This is a genomic window from Streptomyces sp. KL116D (genome assembly GCF_030766975.1).
In the GTDB taxonomy this organism is placed as follows: domain Bacteria; phylum Actinomycetota; class Actinomycetes; order Streptomycetales; family Streptomycetaceae; genus Streptomyces; species Streptomyces longispororuber_A.
Window position 1 is genome coordinate 1 of record NZ_JASERH010000046.1, and the last position, 19,892, is coordinate 19,892.

16 protein-coding genes and 2 pseudogenes are annotated in these 19,892 nt (G+C 70.1%); 6 read left to right on the forward strand and 12 right to left on the reverse strand.

The window, feature by feature from the left end:
- The first annotated feature begins 256 nt into the window (after positions 1 to 256).
- On the forward strand, positions 257 to 997 hold the full coding sequence (locus RBJ77_RS18225) for a dienelactone hydrolase family protein (RefSeq protein WP_372345996.1): 741 nt from the start codon (positions 257 to 259) through the stop codon (positions 995 to 997).
- A gap of 93 nt (positions 998 to 1,090) precedes the next feature.
- On the opposite strand, the gene RBJ77_RS18230 is transcribed toward RBJ77_RS18225, so the two are convergent.
- The 3 genes from RBJ77_RS18230 to RBJ77_RS18240 form a co-directional block, all read right to left on the reverse strand.
- Positions 1,091 to 1,474 (reverse strand): hypothetical protein, encoded by a 384-nt coding sequence (locus RBJ77_RS18230; protein ID WP_372345997.1) that lies wholly within the window; start codon positions 1,472 to 1,474, stop codon positions 1,091 to 1,093.
- Positions 1,475 to 1,650: 176 nt separating this feature from the next.
- Positions 1,651 to 5,106 (reverse strand): alpha-N-acetylglucosaminidase TIM-barrel domain-containing protein, encoded by a 3,456-nt coding sequence (locus tag RBJ77_RS18235; protein WP_372345998.1) that lies wholly within the window; start codon positions 5,104 to 5,106, stop codon positions 1,651 to 1,653.
- A gap of 255 nt (positions 5,107 to 5,361) precedes the next feature.
- On the reverse strand, positions 5,362 to 5,943 hold the full coding sequence (locus tag RBJ77_RS18240) for a TetR/AcrR family transcriptional regulator (RefSeq protein ID WP_372345999.1): 582 nt from the start codon (positions 5,941 to 5,943) through the stop codon (positions 5,362 to 5,364).
- 145 nt (positions 5,944 to 6,088) lie between these two features.
- Here RBJ77_RS18240 and RBJ77_RS18245 point away from each other — a divergent pair, with 145 nt between their 5' ends.
- A complete protein-coding gene (locus tag RBJ77_RS18245) occupies positions 6,089 to 6,931 on the forward strand; it encodes an SDR family NAD(P)-dependent oxidoreductase (protein ID WP_372346000.1) in 843 nt (280 codons plus the stop codon).
- Here the strand turns inward: RBJ77_RS18245 and RBJ77_RS18250 are convergent.
- Positions 6,894 to 8,444 carry an isocitrate lyase/phosphoenolpyruvate mutase family protein gene (locus tag RBJ77_RS18250; RefSeq protein ID WP_372346001.1) on the reverse strand — a complete coding sequence of 517 codons (1,551 nt, stop codon included), beginning with the start codon at positions 8,442 to 8,444 and terminating at the stop codon, positions 6,894 to 6,896. The two genes, RBJ77_RS18245 and RBJ77_RS18250, sit on opposite strands and share 38 nt — an antisense overlap.
- Before the next feature lie 127 nt (positions 8,445 to 8,571).
- On the opposite strand from RBJ77_RS18250, the gene RBJ77_RS18255 reads away from it, so the two are divergent.
- Positions 8,572 to 9,735 carry an agmatine deiminase family protein gene (locus RBJ77_RS18255; protein WP_372346002.1) on the forward strand — a complete coding sequence of 388 codons (1,164 nt, stop codon included), beginning with the start codon at positions 8,572 to 8,574 and terminating at the stop codon, positions 9,733 to 9,735.
- Between the two features lies 1 nt (position 9,736).
- Here RBJ77_RS18255 and RBJ77_RS18260 read toward each other — a convergent pair whose 3' ends face one another.
- The 3 genes from RBJ77_RS18260 to RBJ77_RS18270 all read right to left on the reverse strand — a co-directional run bounded on the left by RBJ77_RS18260 (position 9,737) and on the right by RBJ77_RS18270 (position 13,200).
- Positions 9,737 to 10,369, reverse strand: coding sequence for a hypothetical protein (locus tag RBJ77_RS18260; protein ID WP_372346306.1), 633 nt, complete (start codon positions 10,367 to 10,369; stop codon positions 9,737 to 9,739).
- 288 nt (positions 10,370 to 10,657) lie between these two features.
- Positions 10,658 to 12,832 (reverse strand): hypothetical protein, encoded by a 2,175-nt coding sequence (locus RBJ77_RS18265; protein ID WP_372346003.1) that lies wholly within the window; start codon positions 12,830 to 12,832, stop codon positions 10,658 to 10,660.
- A 119-nt stretch (positions 12,833 to 12,951) separates the two neighbouring features.
- Positions 12,952 to 13,200: a hypothetical protein gene (locus RBJ77_RS18270; RefSeq protein ID WP_372346004.1), complete on the reverse strand. Its 249-nt coding sequence runs from the start codon at positions 13,198 to 13,200 to the stop codon at positions 12,952 to 12,954.
- 374 nt (positions 13,201 to 13,574) lie between these two features.
- Between RBJ77_RS18270 and RBJ77_RS18275 the strand changes: the two genes are divergently transcribed.
- Positions 13,575 to 13,928: a hypothetical protein gene (locus RBJ77_RS18275; protein WP_372346005.1), complete on the forward strand. Its 354-nt coding sequence runs from the start codon at positions 13,575 to 13,577 to the stop codon at positions 13,926 to 13,928.
- 177 nt (positions 13,929 to 14,105) lie between these two features.
- On the opposite strand, the pseudogene RBJ77_RS18280 reads toward RBJ77_RS18275, so the two are convergent.
- Positions 14,106 to 14,454 (reverse strand): annotated as a pseudogene (locus tag RBJ77_RS18280) (hypothetical protein).
- Positions 14,455 to 14,677: 223 nt separating this feature from the next.
- On the opposite strand from RBJ77_RS18280, the gene RBJ77_RS18285 reads away from it, so the two are divergent.
- Entirely contained in the window at positions 14,678 to 14,962 is a 285-nt protein-coding gene (locus RBJ77_RS18285; RefSeq protein ID WP_372346006.1) for a cupin domain-containing protein, read from the forward strand.
- A 47-nt stretch (positions 14,963 to 15,009) separates the two neighbouring features.
- Here RBJ77_RS18285 and RBJ77_RS18290 read toward each other — a convergent pair whose 3' ends face one another.
- Both RBJ77_RS18290 and RBJ77_RS18295 read right to left on the reverse strand, forming a co-directional pair.
- Positions 15,010 to 15,438 (reverse strand): VOC family protein, encoded by a 429-nt coding sequence (locus tag RBJ77_RS18290; protein ID WP_372346007.1) that lies wholly within the window; start codon positions 15,436 to 15,438, stop codon positions 15,010 to 15,012.
- A gap of 304 nt (positions 15,439 to 15,742) precedes the next feature.
- Positions 15,743 to 16,006: pseudogene (locus tag RBJ77_RS18295) on the reverse strand (kinase); the annotation flags it as partial.
- Positions 16,007 to 16,321: 315 nt separating this feature from the next.
- Between RBJ77_RS18295 and RBJ77_RS18300 the strand changes: the two are divergent.
- Complete coding sequence (locus RBJ77_RS18300) at positions 16,322 to 17,620, forward strand: LCP family protein (protein WP_372346008.1); 1,299 nt, start codon at positions 16,322 to 16,324, stop codon at positions 17,618 to 17,620.
- Positions 17,621 to 17,675: 55 nt separating this feature from the next.
- Here the strand turns inward: RBJ77_RS18300 and RBJ77_RS18305 are convergent, their stop codons facing one another.
- The gene (locus RBJ77_RS18305; protein ID WP_372346009.1) at positions 17,676 to 18,254 is read right to left on the reverse strand and encodes an O-methyltransferase; all 579 of its coding nucleotides are present in this window, start codon (positions 18,252 to 18,254) and stop codon (positions 17,676 to 17,678) included.
- Positions 18,255 to 18,475: 221 nt separating this feature from the next.
- Complete coding sequence (locus tag RBJ77_RS18310) at positions 18,476 to 19,540, reverse strand: PucR family transcriptional regulator (RefSeq protein WP_372346307.1); 1,065 nt, start codon at positions 19,538 to 19,540, stop codon at positions 18,476 to 18,478.
- Positions 19,541 to 19,892 lie beyond the last annotated feature (352 nt).

Consider the following 19,892-nt stretch of genomic DNA (forward strand, 5'->3'; position numbering starts at 1 on the left):
CCGGAGGAAACCTCACAACGCCTCGACCTGATCGTCGACCGACTCGCCGCGCTCTGACCCTCCGGCCCGCACCCGCGCAGAAAACGGTTTGGCTCGCCACGGCACCCCCTGCTACGTTTCCGACGGCCGTGCGAGAGATCGAGGAGGTGGTACCCGTGAACGCAGAATCGACATGGGTGCTCCCCTCCGGGGTCACGGTCGGGCGATAGGTCGTCGTCCGGGAGCGCCGCTCTGAGCACTCCCGAAAGGCACGACCATGCACCTCACTTCTGAGCAGCGTCTCGACGGCGACGTCCGCGAGCGCCGGTTCACCCTCGGCGAGATCCCCGGCATCCTGTGGACTCCGGCTTCCGCCTCTCCTTCCGCACCGGTGCCGCTGATCCTGCTCGGCCACCCGCCGCTCGGGCTCCACAAGATGTACGCCCGGCTGGTGGGCCGCGCCCTGCACAGCGCGGCGGAGGGTTTCGCCACGGCCACCATCGAACTCCCCGGGAGCGGCGACCGTCCCCGACTGCCCGCCCTCGACCAGGCACGCGCCGACCTGCGCCGGGTGCTGACGGCCGGTGAGCCGGTCAGCGACGAGATCATCGACGCGGTCGTCCTGCCGCTCGTCGACGAGGCGGTCCCGGAGTGGCAGGCCACTCTCGACGCTCTCCTCGCCCTGCCCGAGATCGGCGGGCCGGTCGGATTCTCGGGCGGAGTGATCTCCATCGGGGTCCGGCTGGCGGCCGTGGATCCGCGCATCGCGGCCGCGGGTCTGTTCGCCGGAAGCTTCGTACCCCGCTCCATCCGCGAAGAGGCCCGCCAGATCACCATCCCGCTGCACGTCCTGCTGCAATGGGACGACGAGGGCAACGACCGCCAGGCGGCCCTCGATCTGTTCGACGCCTTCGGGTCCGAGGAGAAGTCCCTGTACGCCAACATGGGCGGGCACACCGGGGTCCCGCAGCACGCGGGAGACGCCGCGGCCCAGTTCTTCACCCGGCACCTGAAGTAGCGCCGGCCACCGGGTCATCAGGAGAAGGCGAGTCGGCCCGGGCCCCTGCCGAGCGCATCGGAAGGGGCCCGGGCTCCGGGTGCGCCCGCCAGTTCAGGCGACGGCGCCCGCGACGCCGGTGCGGCCGTCGGGCACACCGACGATGCTCACGATGACCTGCTTGCGGATGTCCTCGCCCAGCACGGCCACCAGTGCGTCGGTGATGGCCGCGACCAGGCGGGCGGGAGCGTCCGGGACCTCGGGAACGTGGTACGCGGCCTCCCTCATGCTGAGGGTGACGAGAGGGGCGTCAAGCTCCGTCGGGCTGCCGCCGATGCCGCGACGGTGCTGCGGGATTCCGATCAGGTCGACCCCGACGAGGCGCCGGAAGTCCGGGCCGTAGACCGCTCCGACCGCGTCGGCCAGGGCGCTGATCAGCTTCGGTTCGACCGTTCCGTCGAGGGCTTCCTCGCGGATGTGCACGTTGAAGTGCGGCATGGGGCGACTCCGTTTCACACCGGTGCGTACGATGAGGGCACACTTGCTTTGCACGCAAAGCTAATTACCTTTGAACGCAAAGGTAAACGTGCAGAGGTGTGCAGTGTCAAGGCCCCCTGCGCGGATGCGGAATGAAGCAGCGACGCCGGACCAACTCCCGGCACGCCAGCGGACGTTCACCTCGTCGCGTAGACCGCGACCTCCTGGAGGTGCAGCGTGTACGCGTTCACCGTGTTGCCGAAACCGGTCACCCGCACGTACCGATGGCTGCCCGTCACGGCGTACAGGTCGCCCACGTCCGTCTGCGCCCGGTGAGTCGACTTCTCGGCCAGTACGGTCCAGTTCTGTCCGTCCGCGCTGCCCTCGACCCGGTAGAGGTACGACCGGCCGTCGGCGTAGTACGGCGTGACGCGCACCGAAGTCAGCTCGTGCGCCGCGCCGAGGTCCACCTGCCAGTGCGCGGACTGACCGGCGCACTGCTTGGGGTCGCAGAACCAGCCGGTGGTCAGGTCACCGTCGTTGGCCTTGGCCGGATCCCGGTTCGCCTCCCAACTGGAGGCACTCGTCGGTTTGTTGTCACCGAGCGGGACCGGTGGTGCGGAGGTGCAGGTGAGCGCGGGGACGCCGAACGACACCGCGTCGAAGTAGCGGTTGGCGTCGAACTGGTGCACCTGGATGCGCAGTTGGCGTACGCCGGCGATGTCGACGTCGAGCCGGATCGCGTCCGCTCCGGTGTCGGCCAGGCCGCTGCGCAGGACGGGCGACTCGTACAGGACCCTGCCGTCGCCGTACACCCGGACGAGCACGTCACCGTCGGCGGTGTGGTTCATGGCGTCGTCGATCCCGACGACGGAGGTGAAGCGGCGACAGCTGCCGCCGGTCTCGATGCGCACGTCGGCATTCGCGTTCGTGCCGAGCCCCTTGGCGTACGCCGTCCCGTCGAGCCGCAGGGGCCGCCCGTTGCCCGCGGGGGTGCCCGGCGTGACGGTGTCGCGGGCCACCGGGTAGACGCCGTCGTGGTTGCGCGCGGAGGCGAACGGCAGGTCACTCAGCTGGTACCGGCCTTCCGCGGCCACGGGCAGGACGGCGGTAGTCCGCCGTGTGACGTGCCGGCCGGCCTGCTCGAAGCCGACCGAGATCTTCAGCTCGACCTCGGTCGTGTCCGTCGGGAGGGTGCCGCGGCGCACGGACCAGGACCGCTCCAGCGTGCCGCCGGGGCCGACGCTGTCGTCCTGCGGTCCGGTCGGCCGGACGTCGACGCCGGCGGGGGCGGTGACGTCGAAGGTCACACCGGTCACGGACGCGAAGTAGTTGGTGTTGGTGACGGTGGCGGCCAGGGAGCCGGAGGCGGTGTCGGAGACCGCTCCCCGCGGCTGTGCGGACAGCGGCAGATCGTAGGTGTCCTCGCTGAGCCGCTTCAGCATCCGAGCGGCCTGGGTGTAGGTGTCGCCGGCCGGCTCGGTCGCGTATCGGGTGCGGTCCTTGGACCAGTTCTCGGCCAGGCCGTACCAGTCCACGTCCGCCGGGCTGTCGCCGGTTTCCAGGGCAGTCCGCAGGCTGTCGAACAGCCGGTTCCAGCGCGGCGCGTAGTAGTCGCGCAGCAGTCCGGACCACTCGCGATAGGCGTAGTCGTGCAGGTCGGTGGTGCGCAGCCCCCACGAGGTGATCAGTTTGCGGGCATCGTACTCCAACTGTCGTGACTCGACCGGGGTTTCACCGGCGTCTCGAGCCTGCTCCAGCCAGGGCCCCACCAAATACTGCCGGTTCGTTCCGGTCAGGTCGTCGAGGGCTTCGATGTACTCGGTCCACGTCCCGGCCAGCCGCGTGAACTCGGCGACGTCCTTGGCGCGGTAGGCCGCCAGGATCTGTGGCAGGAGGGTCCTCGACCGGTTCGCGGCCGCCTGGCGGGCCACCTCCAGCAGGTCGTAGCGGTAGGTGTCGCTGTCGCGCAACGACTTGTCGACGGCGAGGAGTTGGGGCAGGGCCGGGGCGAATGCCGCCGGGTCGTAGGCGAAGGCGGCCTGCGCCCAGCTGTGCGGCTGGGTGGCGGTCAGGCTCGGGGTGGCGGTGAACAGTCCGCCGTGGCCCGAGGACCGGCCCCCGCTCGGTGGCACCGCGTAGGCGGTGTTCGCCAGCACCTTCCATGCGGCACGGGCGTGCGGGTCGGCTCCGCCGTAGCGTGCGTCCGCGTACTCCGAGAACCACTTCTCGACGTCGACGGGCCCTTCGTGCCAGGGCAGTTCGGCGAGGAACTCGAATGCGGCCGGGTTGTTGTAGCCGGCCTCCGGCATGATCGCGATCCCGTCGAGGGCGCTGTCCGGCCTGGCCAGCCAGTCCCAGAAGCGGTCGTTCCAGGCCTGGACGGACGCGCCCATGGTGGAGTTGCCGCCGAAGTTCCAGATCGACCCGAAGGCGTACGGCGTGCCGAGCCAGTCCGCGTCGCGGTCGGGGCCCAGGGCACGGTCGGAGAGGCCGTCGACGACCAGCATCCGACTCCGGTCGATGGCCTCGACCGTCTCGCGCCGGGGATTGTCCTGCCAGCCGAGGATGACCCAGATCGCGCCGGGGTGGGCCCGGTCGAGGGCCGCCTGCACCGCGGCCGACGCCTTGCCGACCGGGACGTCACCGGCCCGGCCGCCCTCGTGCAGCAGGTCCATCTTGTACATCGTCGTCGTGCCGATGAGCCGGTCCTGGACCGCGTAGAACTCCTCGGCCACCTGGTCGAAGACGGGGTTCACCGGCGCCAGCCAGTCGGGCCGGGTGAACCCCATCCAGGTGCCCTGCGGCACGGTCACCGCGGTGGGGTTCCGGGTCTCGAAGTCGGTCGGCACCGTGCCGAAGTAGCCCGGCAGGACCGGTGTGATGCCCAGCGCCCGCATCCGGTCGGCGATCCGGCGCCCCAGCCGCGCCCGCGACTCGATCAGGTCCTCGCTGACTGGCGCGGTGAAGTTCGAGGTGTTCTGCAGCAGCCACCACGGCTGGTAGCCGGGGCTGGGGATCCACGCGCGCAACTCCTCGGCGGAGTATCCGAAGGACTGCAGCGTCTCGTAGTACACGGCCTCCGCGCCGACGGGCATGAACATCTCGTTGACGCCGTGCAGCGCCATCACGTCGATCAGCCGCTCCCAGTCCCGGAAACTTCGGTACGGCCCCGAGTACCCGTCCTCGGTGTCGTTGCCGGTGAACCGGTGCTTCACCGCGGACGACCTCTCGATCGGCCGGCCGGGGAGCGGGAGCCGGTGCGGGAGGTCGAGCTGGTCGCCGTTCCACGAGACGTCGGTCCTGGTGACGTGCTTGAGGTACCAGTTGAATCCCATCAGCAGCGCCGGACCGCTGCTGCCCGCGATGACCAGTCGGCCCGGGCCGCTCCCGACCCGGAACGTGTCCCGGCCCGCGGCGGTGGGCATCGGTTCCAGCTTGACCTGGGCGGCGCGACCGGGGCCGATGAGACGCTGGATCACGTCGTGGGCGGGGCCGGTGTCGAAGGAGGGACGACCGCCGGATGCCACGGGGGCGGGTGACTGCGGCGCGGCGGTGGCCGACCCGGGCAGGGCGGCGGTGAGGACCAGCAGACTCAGCAGCGCGGTGAGCGAAGCGAGCCATCGTCTCCAGGTATCGCCCGGTCTGCCCACGCCGCATCCCCCGGTTCAATTGAAGTGCGGCGCACGCTATTCAGCGCGTGATCGCACTGTCAAGGTTCCTGACAGGAGGACGGGCGGCAGCAGATCCGCACCAGAATTGTCTCCTGGGAGGTCCGCTTCTTCGGTGGGAACGCCCTGTTGTTCGGCGGGTTCCTCCTGATCGCCCGCAGCCGGCTGCTGCCGCTCCGTCGCGGGCCCGGTCGCGGTGGCGGCCGCGTGGACCCGTCCGGCATCTGACCGCGCCGCTCAGGCGCGCGGGCCGGCGCCGTGCAACAGGGTGTCGACGATGCGGGCCGCGAGCGTGTCGGTGTCGACGTCGGCATCGTCCGCGCCGCCGTGCAGGGACTCGCCGAGCAGCGCGTAGTAGACCCGGCGCACCCACTCGAGGTCGGCGGCCTCGTCGATCAACTTGTCCGCACGCGCCCGCTCCAGCACCGTGATGCAGCGCCGGCCGAGGTCCTCGTGCAGTGCCGCCGCCTCACTGCCCGGCTCGGCCGGCAGTCCCAGGGCGAAGGCCCAGGCGCCCTTCACCTCCAGCACGTTGACCGTGATCCGGTGCAGGGCCACCTGGGCAGGGGCCGTGTCCGGGCGTCCGTCGTCCACGGCCCGGGCGAGTTGACGGGCCGCGTCCAGGGCCAGCGTCTCGATCAGCGCCTGCCGGCTGGCGAACCGCCGGTGGATCGTCGTCCGCGCCACGCCCGCTGCGGCGGCGATCTGCTCCATGGAGGCGCCGGGATCCACAGAAAGGACGCGCTCAGCGCCCTCCAGGATCGCGCGCATGCTGCGCTCCGCGTCTGCCCGCAACGGCCGCGCTGCTGTCTCGTCCATGGCGCCTCTCGCTCCTCCACTCGACTCCGCAAACGATACCGCGCTGCACCACTTCAGATTGATCTGCGTCAGCTCTGTTGCAAATAGAACTCCAACGGATACTCTCCTGTCTCATCAGCTGGCCGAACGAACGAAGGAGCCTTCCATGCGCACTACAGGTCTCACAGCCCTCGTCACCGGCGCCTCGTCCGGACTCGGTGCGGAGTTCGCCGCCCAACTCGCGGCCCGCGGGCACGACTTGATCCTGGTCGCGCGGTCAGGGGTCGAGCTCACCGCTCTCGCCGAGAACCTGGCGGCGGCGCACGGCATCCGTGCGCACGTCCTGGTCCAGGACCTCGCCGAGCCCGATGCCGCCCGCCGCATCACCGACGAGCTGACCGCCCGAGGCCTGAGCGTCGACCTCCTGGTCAACAACGCCGGCTTCGGGACGTGCGGCCGTTTCGAGGAGATCGCCGCGGACCGCGACCACGACCAGCTGATGGTCAACGTCGTCGCGCTCGTCGACCTCACGCACGCCCTGCTCCCCGGCATGCTCGACCGCGGCACGGGCGCGGTCCTCAACGTCGCGTCCACCGCGGGCTTCCAGCCCGCCCCGTACTTCGCCGTCTACGGCGCGGCCAAAGCCTTCGTCCTGAACTTCGGCCTCGCCCTGCGCGAGGAGTACCGAGAACGCGGCATCCGCGTACTCACCCTCTGCCCCGGCCCGGTCGACACGCCCTTCTTCGACGCGATCGGCACGCGCAAGGCGGCCGTCAACGGCTCGATGACCACACCGGAACCGGTCGTGCGCGCCGCACTGCGCGCACTGGACCGCGACCGCGGCTACGTCACCCCCGGGTTCGGCAACGCCCTCGCCGCGCATCTGCTGCCCCGCCGCCCGCGCACCCTGGTCGCCGCCGTCTCCGAGCGCGTCACCCGCAAGGTCCTCAGCCCTTCGGTCGGGACATCGGTCACGGCATCGGTTCCGGTCGCGCCCCGGCAGCCGTAGCCCACGCCTGCACCTCCCCGTACGAGAGCGACGCGAGATCGGACGGGCGACCCTCGCGGATGTCGGTCGCGGCGGCCACGGCGGCGGCGAGGGCCCTGCGGTAGAGCAGCGAACCGAGGCTGATCCTTCGCACGCCGAGCGCGGCCAGGTCGGTGAGCGAGGGGCCGGTCGGCGTGTACAGGATGTTCAGCGGGACGAGGAGGGTGGCCGTCAGCGCGGCGATCCCGTCGGGATCCGACAGTCCCGGCACGAACACCCCGTCCGCGCCCGCCTGTTCGTAGATGGCGAGGCGCTCCGCCGTCTCTTCCTGCTGGCACCCGAGCCAGTGGGTGTCGGTGCGGGCGTTGACGAAGAGAGCGGGTGCGGCGGACTTGACCGCGGCGATCTTCGCGGCGTGCAACGCGGCGGGGACGAGGGTGCCGTCGGGGCGGCCGTCCTCGATGTTGATGCCGGCCGCGCCCGCGTCGTGCAGCTTCCTGGCCAGCTCGGCCACGTCCTCCGGGTCGTCGCTGAAGCCTCCTTCAGCGTCCACGGTGAACAGGAAGGCGCTCCGTCCCAGTCGACCGGCGAGCGCCAAGGTCGCCTCGGCGGTGGCCGCCGACCCGTCCGGGAGTCCGGCGGCCGCGGCGATGCCCAGGCTTGTGGTGCCGATCGCCCGGAAGCCCTGCGCCACCAGCGCGGCCGCGGAGGCGTGGTCCCAGGCATTGGGCAGGAGCAGCGGGGCCGCCTCGTGGTGCAGTCGGGCGAAGGGGGTCTGCGGGCGCTGGAGCAGACCCTCGGCCAGGGCGAGGGCGTGGGCCCGCCCCGGGCAGACCCGCGGAGGAGCACCGAAGGTGAGCGGTACGGGGTTCCCGCCTTGCGCGGTCACCAGATCCAGCACCACGACATCGCCTTCGGCGATCTCCCGGCCCGCCACTCGGGTGGCACGGGCAGCGACCCGGCGCATGGCCCGTACGGGCGGAACGTCCCGTAGCACCCGCGCCATCGGCAACTCGCTGCCGGCCGCGGCTTCCACGAGCGCGGCCGTGGCGTCACACGCCTGCACCAGCAGCCCGATGCGATGGGCGGCCGCTTCGAGGTCGTCCTCGGTCGCCGCCCCGCCGAGCAGCCGGGCAGTGAGCCTGCCCACCGCAGCGTCCGCCTCCGGGTCGCTCCCGCCGAAGTAGACCCCGGCCACAGCGATCACGTCGTCCGCGACCGCCTCGTCTCCCGGCATCCCGAGGGCCTCGGCGAGGGCGCGCACCACCTGTGCCCGGACCTCTCCCCCGCTCGCGCGTGCGGCCGCCTGCCGCAGTACGGCGGGCTCCAGCCGGGCCAGTTCCGCCTCCACCAGGGCCCGCCGCCGCTGGTGCGCCGCACCGACGCTGAACCGGGCCACGTGGGCACGCAGCCAGGCGACACTCGCCCCCGCCGGACCGTCGTCCGCCACCGGCAGGTCGGGGACCAGCGCCGGGTCGGCCAGCGCCGCCCGGACGTCCGCAGCGCGGTCGAATTCATGCGTCGTGTACGTCATGGCTCCGACGCTAGGGCCGTAACGGTTCGGCGCTCACCGAACCGAGCCGAACCGCGAGCGCACCGCGGCGCCTCTGCGCGGGACACCTGCCGCGGGTAGTCTCACCAGTCCATGATCGGAGCTCACCGTGTCCCCCTTCCCGACCTCCCGTCGCGCCGCCCTGCGCGCCCTCGCCGGCCTCGGCGGCGTTCTGACGCTCGGCGCCACCGCCTGCGGGCCCGAGAAAGCTGCCGACAGCAGCACGACCACCGCCCCCGTGCGCAAGCCCGCCGCGTCGGGTGGGCGCCGGTTCGGGGCCGAGTGGGAGAGCCACACCCGTACCTTCATGTCCTGGCCGGCCCTCGCCTCCGTCTGGGGAGACGACCTGCCGTACGTACGTGAGGACATCGCCCGCATCGCCCGCGCGATCGGGGACTACGAGGCGGTCGTGATGATGGCGCGCGCCGACCAGGTGTCCGCCGCTCAGCGGGCCTGCGGTTCACAGGTCGAGGTCATTCCGCTGCCCGTCGACGATCTGTGGGCCCGCGACATCGTTCCCGTCTTCGTCGAGGACGGCGGCGAGGTGCTCGGCGTCGACTTCAACTTCAACGGGTGGGGGAACAAGCAGGAGCACACCGACGACGCCCAGGTCGGCCGCAAGCTGCTCGCCGAGTACGACATCCCGCGCGAGAAGGCACCGCTCGTCGCCGAAGGGGGCTCCTTCGAGACCGACGGCGAGGGAACCCTCCTCATCACCGAGAGCTCGATCGTCAACGACAACCGCAACCCCGGAAAGAGCCGGGACCAGGTCGAGGACGAACTCATCGACACCCTCGGCGTCGAGCAGGTGATCTGGCTGGAGGGCGTGCGCGGCGAGGACATCACCGACGCCCACGTGGACAGCCTCGTACGGTTCACCGCTCCCGGCGTGGTGCTGCTCGACCAGGCGTTCCCCGGTTCGCCGCCGGACTCCTGGTCCCGCTCGGCCGATCAGGCGCGTTCGGTGCTCAGCAAGGCGACCGACGCACGGGGTCGTGGTTTCGAGATCGTCGAGCTGCCCCAGCCGGACCTGTACGAGATCACGGGTGAGGGCGACGACTTCGTCTCCACCTACGCCAACTTCTACGTGGCCAACGACGCCGTCTTCATGCCCCGGTTCGGGGACAGGAAGGCCGACTCACGGGCGAAGGGCATCCTGCGGGAGCACTTCCCGAAGCGGGACGTCGTCCAGGTGCAGATCGACACCATCGCCTCCGGGGGTGGCGGCATCCACTGCTCCACCCACGACCAGCCCGGCAGGCCGGCGGCCTGAGTCACGAGCGCGGGGTCTGCCGTGGACACGGTCGCCCCGCCTGCTCGGTCGCGGCCGCTCGCAGTTCATCCACCAAAACGGCCCCCGGATACGTCGCGAACGCCTCGTGCATCCAGCGGTAATAGCACGTCCAGTAGCTGACCAACCGCCGCTCCGTACGGGCGAAGAAGGCCGGATTCCGGACGATGAACTCCCCGTAGAGCCTGCGCTGCGCCGAACCTGAGATGGCGAGACCGGGAAGTCCCCTAGTGATGGCCGCCAGGATCTCCACGACGTACTCACCGGCCAGCTGCACGACGAACGGGACCACCCACGGCTCGTCCGACGCCACGATCCGCTCGAGGTGACGCTGCCGGACCCGGCCGTCACAGTGCCGCGAGTAGAGGCAATGCAGGATCAGCTGCTGTGTCGCGGTCAGCGAGGCTTGCAGTTCGGCGTCCGGCTCGTCGTGGTAGATCCGCGAGGGGATGGTGACGGTCTCGCCCTGCACCTCGACGTCGAAGGGCGCCACCGGCGCCAACCTGACGTGCGGCATCACCTCCAGCGCGCCCTTGGCCTCGTCGGCGAGGGCGGCCGGAAACGCTGCCGTTAGGACGTCGGCGAAGGCCGTTGGATCCTGAGGTGGCTGATGCATTCCCCGAGGATAGGCAACGGGCCTCACGGCGCGGGTTGGCGCCCTTTCAGCGCCTGGAGTTGATGAACCCGTGGCGCGACGAAGCCCCTGGCGTGGAACGCCAGGGGCTCGAAGTCGGTGGTGAGGAAAGCGAAGAGACTATTTCTACAGGAAAGGTGTGAGAAGGAAGCCTCTTCATGGCCTCACCGGCCTGAGTCGAGGAGAGCGAAGGGGCTAGCTATGAACCCCCGATGAGGGTGGGTTGAGAAGGAAGCCCCTTCATGGCCTCGACGCGCTGAACGCTACCAGTCACTCGGGGATGACGTCGCGGAGATTTTCCGGGGTGAGAACCCGCGACTCGGGATGCAGCCCATCAGGGCGCTGCAGCCCGACATACGTGACCGGCCCCTCCGGGAGGCCCTCGCCGTTCCACACCGTCACGTCCGCGTCACCCAGCAGACCGAGCAGCCAGCGCACGGTCAACTGCTCCCGCTCGACGATGCCGCGGAGCAGCGTCTCCACCGTCACCCGGGTCTCCTCGACGCGGTTCGCGGCCGGCATGCCCTTGAGGTACAGGTGCAGCCAGTGCGCACGCCACTGTCCGTCCTCGCCGCGCTGGAACGCCAGCGGCAGCGCCACCCGTCCGGGGCCCCGCAGATCGGACTTCATCCGCACGGTCCGCGGCTCGAACGGCCGCCCCTGCTGCTCGCCTTCCCGGAGCATGAACCCGAAGAACGACTCCTCGACGTCCATGAAGCTCTCCCCGGAGTACAGCAGGACCTGCGGCACGACGAAGCTGCCGCGCACCGCTCCGAGCCGGAGGTCGATGAACTCCGAGGCGCCGTCGGGCGCTTCGGTGATGTCTCCCGAGTGCCGGCCCTCCACGTCCGTGAGCTGGGTGTACGAGAGCCAGGTGACCTGCTCGTACTCCTCGTCCAGGATCACCGCCGACAAGTCGTAGTCCGTGTCCTCGCTCTTCTGCTTCCAGTACACGAAGAACCGCAGCAGCTCGCCCTCGACCGGCGACACCGAACCACGCGGCAGCACCCCGAGCCCGGACGAGACGGCCTTGCCGCTCAGCGGCAGTGCGACGTCAAGGACGTCCGGGTCGACGAGCACCGGTCCGGCGACCGGCAGGCGTCGGGTGATCTCCGCGTCGAGCAGCGCGATCAGCCGCGACTTGACGGTGCCGGGCAGCGCGGGGCGGGTGTCATCGGCGACCCAGGCACGCCCGAGCCGGTTGATGAACACCCGGCGCGCGCCCGCCTGTTCGAGCCGGTCGCCCCGGTTCAGCAGGTGCTGGCGCACCGAGAGCAGGACCCGTCCGGCCGTCTGCGGGACGGCCTCGGCGACGCCGGCGAGCACCGCCTCGCGCTCCTCCTCGGTGCGGGCGGTGCGCGCCAGGCGGTCAACGGACCGCAGCAGCACGCCCGGCGCGGACTTCAGCAGCGCCACCGCACCGGTCAGGTCGCCCTGGCCGAGCAGCTCCTCGGTCCGGCTCGCGAAGGACCGCACCCGCTGATCACCACGCGCCACCGCGAACACCTGGGCGGCATACGGGAACTGGGGGTACTCGTGCGGGTGCAGTCGCTCGCCGAGCCGCTTCCACGCCTCCCGATGGGCGGTCACATCGGCGAGCTTCGCGGGCACCGCGGCGACGACCGCGTCGAGACCCCCGAGCAGCGCTCGGCGCACGGGCCGCGACAACTTCACGAACCGGGTGGGCTCGACGAGGGACACGTCGCCCTCCGCCAGCACACAGGCGAGACGCAGCACGTCGGTGACGGTGTCGAGCATCAGCGCCGAACCTGCCCGCAGACGTGCCCGGTTGATCACCGCGCGGTTCTCGCGCACCGGAATCTGCTCGGGCTGCCGGCCGTCGACACAGTGCGCGGCCAGCGCGTCGAGGTCTCGCAGATGCTCCGCGCCCAGGGGCGTGCGGCTGCCGGCGAGCTGCACGTACAGGTCGCTGACCTCGTCCTGTGCGTCCCGGCCGAGGTGCAGCACGGTCATCCGGTCACCGGCCGCCTCGATCAACTCGTCGTGGTGGCCGAGCATTTCGGTGTACGTGTGCGGGTAGCGCCCGTACGAAGGCAGCGTCAGCAGGTTCACCACGCCGGTGCTCAACTGCTTGAGGGTGCCTTCGCGGGTCTTGTCGTCGGCGAGCGCCTCGCGGATGCACTGCATCCAGAAGTCCAGGGTGTCCGGCACGTTCGCCGGGAAGTCGATGAAGTACGTGTTGTGCCGCACATGGTCACCGACCAGCTCACGGACGCCGGCCAGGGTCCGCACGGCGATGTCGACCACCGCGCCTTCGGACAGCCCGGCCAGTCGCTCGTGGAGCGGCGCGGACAGCTTGAAGCCCACCGACATCAGCGCGGCGTCGAACTGCCGCGCGGCGACAGCACCGTCACCGACTGCGCCCTCGGGAGCAGGGAGACGGTGGGTGTGTCGGACGACCAGATGTTCGAGGGGGTGAACCATGCGGGAATGGTGACAGAGGGGCGTGGGCGCACGCACTTGGGTTTTCGGGGCACCAATGGAGCTGCGCCAGTGACCGATCGGCGCCCCGCACACACGCGCGAGGCAGATCGAAACCTGCCTCAAGCACCCTGAGTCCGACGCCGTTCCCGACGCGCCTCGCGGCGACGCTCACCGGCTCGACGGGCCTTGTCCATCATCGAGTCCCTGGCCCACCACCACAGCAGCACGACCGGCGTGAAGAGCAGAGAGATCAAGAACGACTTGCCCCACCCCTCGGGATGGCGCGCGCCGAACCGGAAATACAACACCCCGGCCACGTACAGCGCCAGTGCGACAAGGAAGTACTTCACAGGCTTCGGAAGGGTCATCGACCCCAACTACCCGCATTCGCCCGGAACATGGATGAGCGCGTCGCACAGCCACCCGAGACTGGAACACCCTCACCAGCGGCAACACCCGTGCCGCTTCACCGGCAACAGGGATACCACGAGCACACACCCGCTCTTTTCATGATCGAGAAGACGGCGAGCCAGTCACTCGAAGGGGGCATTGCCTCGGGCGCACCGTAGTGGGAATCTCGATGCACTGGCACCATTGAAGCACTCATCACCCACTTCGTTCCGAACTCGGGATCTCGCTTCAATCCTGTGCGGTCCGCGCAGGATTCGAGGTTCTGTCTCCTGTGCGGTCTGTGCAGGGTTGGCCTGCACAGCGCTCCAACCGAGATCGGAACACGATCGCAGTGGCGCTCATTTATCCGGATCCCAGACAGCCCGCCTTGCGCATCACCATTCGAGGACGCGAGGTGGTCGAGCATGAAGGAAGGAGGATCGAGCGTGAGTACGTAGCCCAGTTGACCGTACCTCGATTTTCTACCCACGAGATCAATTCCAGTGTTGCCGGTACCAAAGAGCCACAGAAGTCATCGCTCTTGAAGAGGTGGTGGGGACGGACCAACAGAACATGGAAAACCGTCGCGATCGTCTCACCCATCCCCGGCATCGACAGTCTTGTTCACGGTATCTTCTGGCCGGCGGATCCGACGTGGATCCAGCAGGCCGCAGCCGCTTTTAGTCACTTGATCAATCTCTTTTAGGTCTTCTTTCTGATTTGGTCGACAGTGTGCGAGGGTCCCGGGCAACCAGGACCCTCGTTCTTTCCTTTCCCGCGAGCGCTGACGCCTTCTCCCTCATGAACGCAGCCGCATGGAGCCGTGAGCACGTATCTCCGGAGCAGGCGGACCGCCTCGTCGCGATGACCATGGCAGGCATGCTCACCCAGGTGCCCTCAACCAATGGTCGAGAGTGACGAAGTCACCGCTTGTGATGCCCTGTCGGGGGTCGACATGAAGCGCGAGGACTCGACCCGGATGGTGTGCCTCCAGCCAGGCCCGGTCAGTCTCCGTGATCTCGTCATCGACCCAGGCGAAGGGCCGTCCACCCGCCCACTGGCGAAGCCGACGAGTCTTCCAGTGCAGGCCGTCCTTCTCCTCTTCGCCGGGTTCCTCGGACCAGGTCACCACGGGCAGGTCCGGCGGACGGGAGCTGCTGTCGGGTCGCCCCGAAGGGGATGAGTGGCCCGTCGACGTCAAGGAAGAGAAGGGGTACCCCGTAGCCGATCACGCCTTCACCGTAGCGGTGTGCTCAGGCTCTGTGCCCTGAGCACTGAGCCGGAACGCTGTCGCAGCGGTCGCCCCACGCTCACCCCGGCCGCCGTCCCCGCCCTCCCCCAGCGAGCCGCACCCCTGCCCCAGTTCCCGAAGCACCCGGCAGTTAGCCTGCCACCTGGGATGTAGCCGCGCCGGTCCGCCGTGCAGGGCGGCGAACGACGATGAGGAGATCAGCCATGACGACCACCGCACGCGTCACCCTGCAGCACGAGGACGAGCGGACGCGGGTCACCCGCTGGGACTTCGCCCCGCAGGAGAGCACCGGCCGCCATGTGCACGAGTTCGACTACGTCGTCGTGCCCGTGACCGACGGGCTGACCCACGTGATCGCTCCCGACGGCACCGTCACTCCCTCTCGGCTGCGGGCGGGCGAGTCCTATGCGCGGCCCGCCGGCAGCGAACACGAGGTCGTCAACGCCGGCGATGCCCCGCTGGCCTTCGTCGAGATCGAACTGAAGTGACCGGCGCCTGATCCGGGCGGCTCACCATCTGCCCGATGCTGACGGGCTCAGTCGATGCAGAACTCGTTGCCCTCGATGTCCAGCATCGGGATGCACGCGTCGTTGCCGTCGTACAGCGTTCGCACGTACACCGCGCCGAGAGGGACCAGCCGATCGCGTTCCGCCTCAAGTGCGACGAGACGCTCCTCGCCCACGAGGCCGGTGCCGACCCGCACGTCCAGGTGCACCCGGTTCTTGACGGCCTTCCCCTCGGGAACGCGCTGGAAGTACAGCCGCGGGCCCACACCTGAGGGATCGACGCAGGCGAACCAGGCGTCCCGCTGCTCAGGGGCCTGCGCCTGCTGGAAGTCGTCCCACGTGGCGAACCCTGCCGGCGGCGCCGGTACGACGTACCCCAACACCTCGCACCAGAAGCGAGCCAGACGCTCGGGTTCTGCGCAGTCGAAGGTGACTTGGAACTTCTTGATCGCGGACATCAGCGCACGGTAGCAGGCACGATCTGCCGCACCCATGGTCCAGTCGCCGAGAGTCAGTTACCTGGCCGGACAGGTCCTGGTCGGAGCGGCCGGTGAGCGCGACGGACGTGCCGAGTCCGATCATCGCCAGTCTCCCGGTGCCGCCGATCAGTGACATCCGCCGGGATGAACGGCCCAGCCAGTTGCGCGCGGCTGAGGCAGTCAGTCCCCACAGACCGTCCGAGACGAGCGCCACCAGGGCGCCTGCCAGGACGAGGAGCAGGATCTGGGCGCTGACGTGGCCGGCCTCTCTTCGGTGACCTGGGTCCGCGTGGAGAATGCCCTCCACCACGGCGTGGACCGGCGTCGCGCGAGTACCGCGCCACCGTGGAGATCAGGCCAATGTTCGCGGCGCCCGGACGGTCCCGCTCGCGCAGCACGGTTCGGCGCCGGTTGTCCTGGTGGACGAGGCGAGTCCCCGGCCGCAGCGGTTGCGGAGTGGGGTGGCGGCGGTGCTCTTTTCGCTGGCCGAGTTGCATCGGAGCACGATGAGGTGGGTCCGGTCGGTTGCCACGGTCGTCCCCGGCACGGTACCGGTCGCCGCCGACCGCCCTCCCGGCGCGCACGCAGGCGGACCACGGCCCGCTCGCGCACGGTCTGCCCCGTATCCGCCCTTCGACGGCACGTCGCAGCGACCGAACTCTTGCACGACCGTATAGGGTCCGGTGATCGAGGACGGGGTGTCCGCGCTGTATGTCCGGCCGCTGGGAGCGGGCGGGGCGCGGGCGAGGGAGGGGAGAGACCAGTGGGCGGCACGCGAGGACGAAGACATGCTCCGTCGGCCGGGCGGTCCGGGCGGCGTGCGGGCCGGCGGACGCGGCGGGGCCGGATCGTCGCCTGGACGGTGGGTGTCGGTGCCGTTCTCGTGCTCGGTGCCGCCGGTGTCGGCGCGTGGATCTACCACGACCTCGACAACAACATCCACACCGCTCGTCTCGACGACAAGCTCGGTGAGGACCGTCCCGAGAACCTCAGTCCCGGGTCGCGGAACATCCTGGTCGTGGGCTCCGACAGCCGGGACGGCGCGAACTCCAAGTACGGCGGCATGGAGGGGGACACCATGCACTCCGACACGCTGATGGTGCTGCACATCGCCGCGAACCGTAAGTGGGCCACGGTCGTGTCCCTCCCCCGCGACTCCTGGGTGCGGATCCCGGCCTGCGACAAGGGTGACGGGTCGAAGTCCGCCGCCCACCACTTCAAGATCAACGAGGCGTTCACGATCGGCGGGACGGGCGGCGACGTGGCCGGGGCCGCCGCCTGCACCATCAAGACGGTCGAGGCCAACACCCACCTGCGCATCGACAACTTCATGTCCGTCGACTTCCAGGGCTTCAAGGGCATGGTCAACGCCCTCGACGGGATCGAGGTCTGTCCCGAGGAGGCCATTCACGACGAGAAGGCCCACCTGGACCTCGAAGCGGGCTGCCAGACGATCAGGGACGAGAAGGCGCTCGGTTACGTACGCGCGCGGTACAGCGTGGGGGACGGTTCCGACACCGGACGCATCGGCCGCCAGCAGGAGTTCATGCAGGCGCTGGCCGAGAAGGCCAAATCGAAGATCACCAGTCCGGGTGCGCTCTACGATCTGCTGCAGTCGGTCACCAAGTCCCTCACCACGGACGAGGAGTTGGACGGAATCAAGCCGCTCAGCTCCCTCGCGTCGCAGATCAAGGGCATCCCCAAGGAACACCTGACGTTCCTCACCGTGCCGAACTACCCGCGCGAGGCCGACGTCGCCACCGACAAGGCCAACGTGGCGTGGCAGTACCCGCAGGCCGCGGACGTCTTCACCGCCCTGGCCAAGGACAGGGAGGTCGGCAAGAAGCGCGTGGAGGCGGACGCGAAGAACCTGATCTACGCCTCGTCGGTCCGCGTACGGGTCCTCAACGGTTCGGGTACCGAGGGGAAGGCCGCCGCGGTCGCCGCCCGACTCCGCGAGGCGGGGTTCACCGTCACCGCGACGGGCAACGCGCCCCACGCCACCCGCACCACGGTCACCCATCCGGCCGACCTGGCCGAGCGAGCGGCGGTCCTCTCCTCCCAGGTGCCCGGCGCACGGTCGAAGGCGGACGCCTCGGCCCCGGCCGGCGAAGTCACCCTCGTGGTCGGGACCGATCTGAAGGTCGACGACATGCGATGACGGGCCGAGGCCTGCCCGCCGAGCCCCCTGGAACACGCAAGAGGCAGGCTCGGTCTCAGGCGGTGCGTACCGCCATGAGGAGCCCGCTCGCCCAGGCCTGGCGCACGCACAGGAAGTCCTCGCGTGCGCCCAGTTCTCCCAACAGCCGCTTGACGGAGGCCTCGTGGCCGTCCGGCCAGCCGGGCTGCGGGAAGAGGTCGTCGATCAGATAGGTACCGCCGGGTGCCACGAGTCGCAGGGCCAGGTCCAGGTGGGTGAACTTGCCGGGCCAGGTGTCCGCGAAGACGAGGTCGAAGGGGGCGCCGTCGAAGTCCTCCAGCCACGTGCCGCCGTCCCCGGACACGAAGGTCACCCGGGGATCGGCCCCCAGTTGCTCCTGGGCGACGGTCTGGACGGCGGGGTCGAGTTCGACGGTGGTCAGGTGGGCGGCACGGTCCATGCCGCTGAGGAGCCAGGCGGTCCCCTCCCCCACTCCGGTGCCGAGTTCGAGGATCCGGCCGCCGGGGCGAGCGGCGGCGAGTACGGCGAGAAGGTTTCCCGTCCGGTCCTCGCTGGACATGATGAAGCCCGCCTCGCGTGCCGCGGCGCGCAGGGCGGGCAGAGTGTCAGGAAAGTGGCTCGGCATGTCGTCCATCCGGTGATGATGCGAGCAACTGCCCCTGCGAGCAAGGCGTTTTCCCCCGGCGCCCGGCCGCAGCAGCGCGCCCCTCGCACACCCTCGTAACCGACCCGCGCCCGCGCCCTGATCCCCGTCAGAGCGGGGAAGACCGCTGGCTCGCGGCTTCCCGCTCCAATTGGTCGGCGCGCACTCCGTTCCCCAGCTCGGCCCGTGCGACGGCGTCGACCTGCCTTCGGTCACAACGGTCGTGCAGGCCAGTCCAGCAGCCGTGCGCCGATCACCGCGGTCTGGAGCGTGTAGCGGTGCACCGGGTCGGAGGGGTCGGCTCCGGTCAGTTTGTGGATGCGGTCCAGGCGGTACGTCATCGCTCGCACGCTCAGGGACAGGCGACGTGCCGCCTCGGCGGAGACGCAGCCGCAGTCGAAGTAGGCGGTGAGGGTGTCGAGGAGGGGCTGGGCGCCGCCGCGGGCGCTCTGCAGGGGGCCGAGGGTGCTGCTCACCAGGTCCGCCATGGCCTGCCGGTCGCGGGTCAGGACGGGGTAGACGAGGAAGTCGGCCGCGCGCAGGACCGGTTCGTCGAGGTCGAGCCGGTGGGCGAGTTCGAGGGTGGACAGGGCCTCTTCGTAGGACTGGACGACGCCGCCGGGGCCCGGCTGCGGGCGGCCGATGGCGACGTGGCCGCCGCCCGTGCCCGCGTACGCCTGCTTCGCGAAGAAGACGAGGACCTCGTCCTGGTCGCCCGGTGCCACACAGACCAGGCGCCCGTCCTTGGTGGTGAGCAGGATGCTGCGGTTGCCGAACCGGCTGATCATGGCCCGTTCCACGCCGCGCGGAACCGTGTCCCCCTCTTCGTACGCGGTGTCGCCCTGGGCGATCGCGACGGCGTGCTCGTGGGACAGGCGCAGGCCGAAGCGTTCGGCGCGTTCGGCGAGCCGGCCCAGGTCGCTGCGGCCGTACAGGAGGTCGTCGATGAACTCCCTTCGGGCCGCCTCCTCCTGACGGACCGCGTGCAACTGGGACCGTTCGAAGCCTTCGGCGAACGCGTCGACAGTCTGCTCCACGACCGCGAGGACGTCGGCCGGGTTCCCTGCCCCGGCCGGCACGTTCAGACGGGCCTCCCGAAGGTGGGCGGCGATGAGGGCCCGCAGGCCGAAGCCGCCCTCGGCGGCGCGCTCCCCCAGCGCCCGCCGGGTCTCGATCTCGTCGCGGGTCAGACGGCGTCCGGTCGCGCACGCGTCGGCGAGGAGGGCGGCGTACCCGGCCAGGTACTCCTCGAACACCTCGTGGTCCCGCCCCGCCATGCCCGCCCCCGTGATCCCGCCCGCGCCCGTGCTGCCCCGCAGCCCTCTTTGTAGCGCAGGCGCGGGAAGGGTGACCCACCGGGGTTGCGTGGTGCTGTCGGGTACCTGCGGTTGTCGCTGGGCGAACGGGCCGTCGTGGGGTTTGTCGTTGCGCTGCATAGGTGTGGGCGTCCTGGACTGGGAGCTCTGGAGCGAAGATGCGAAGGGCTGAGGTGGGCGTAGGGCCGTGGAAGGTAGGGCCGCGGAAGGTAGGGCCGTGGAGGGGTGTCAAGCAGGTCTCGGCACCGCCCATCGTGGCGCCGCGGCCGGGTCCGTGCACTTCCCGGTCCCGGCAGTCGTTGCGCTCCTTCGG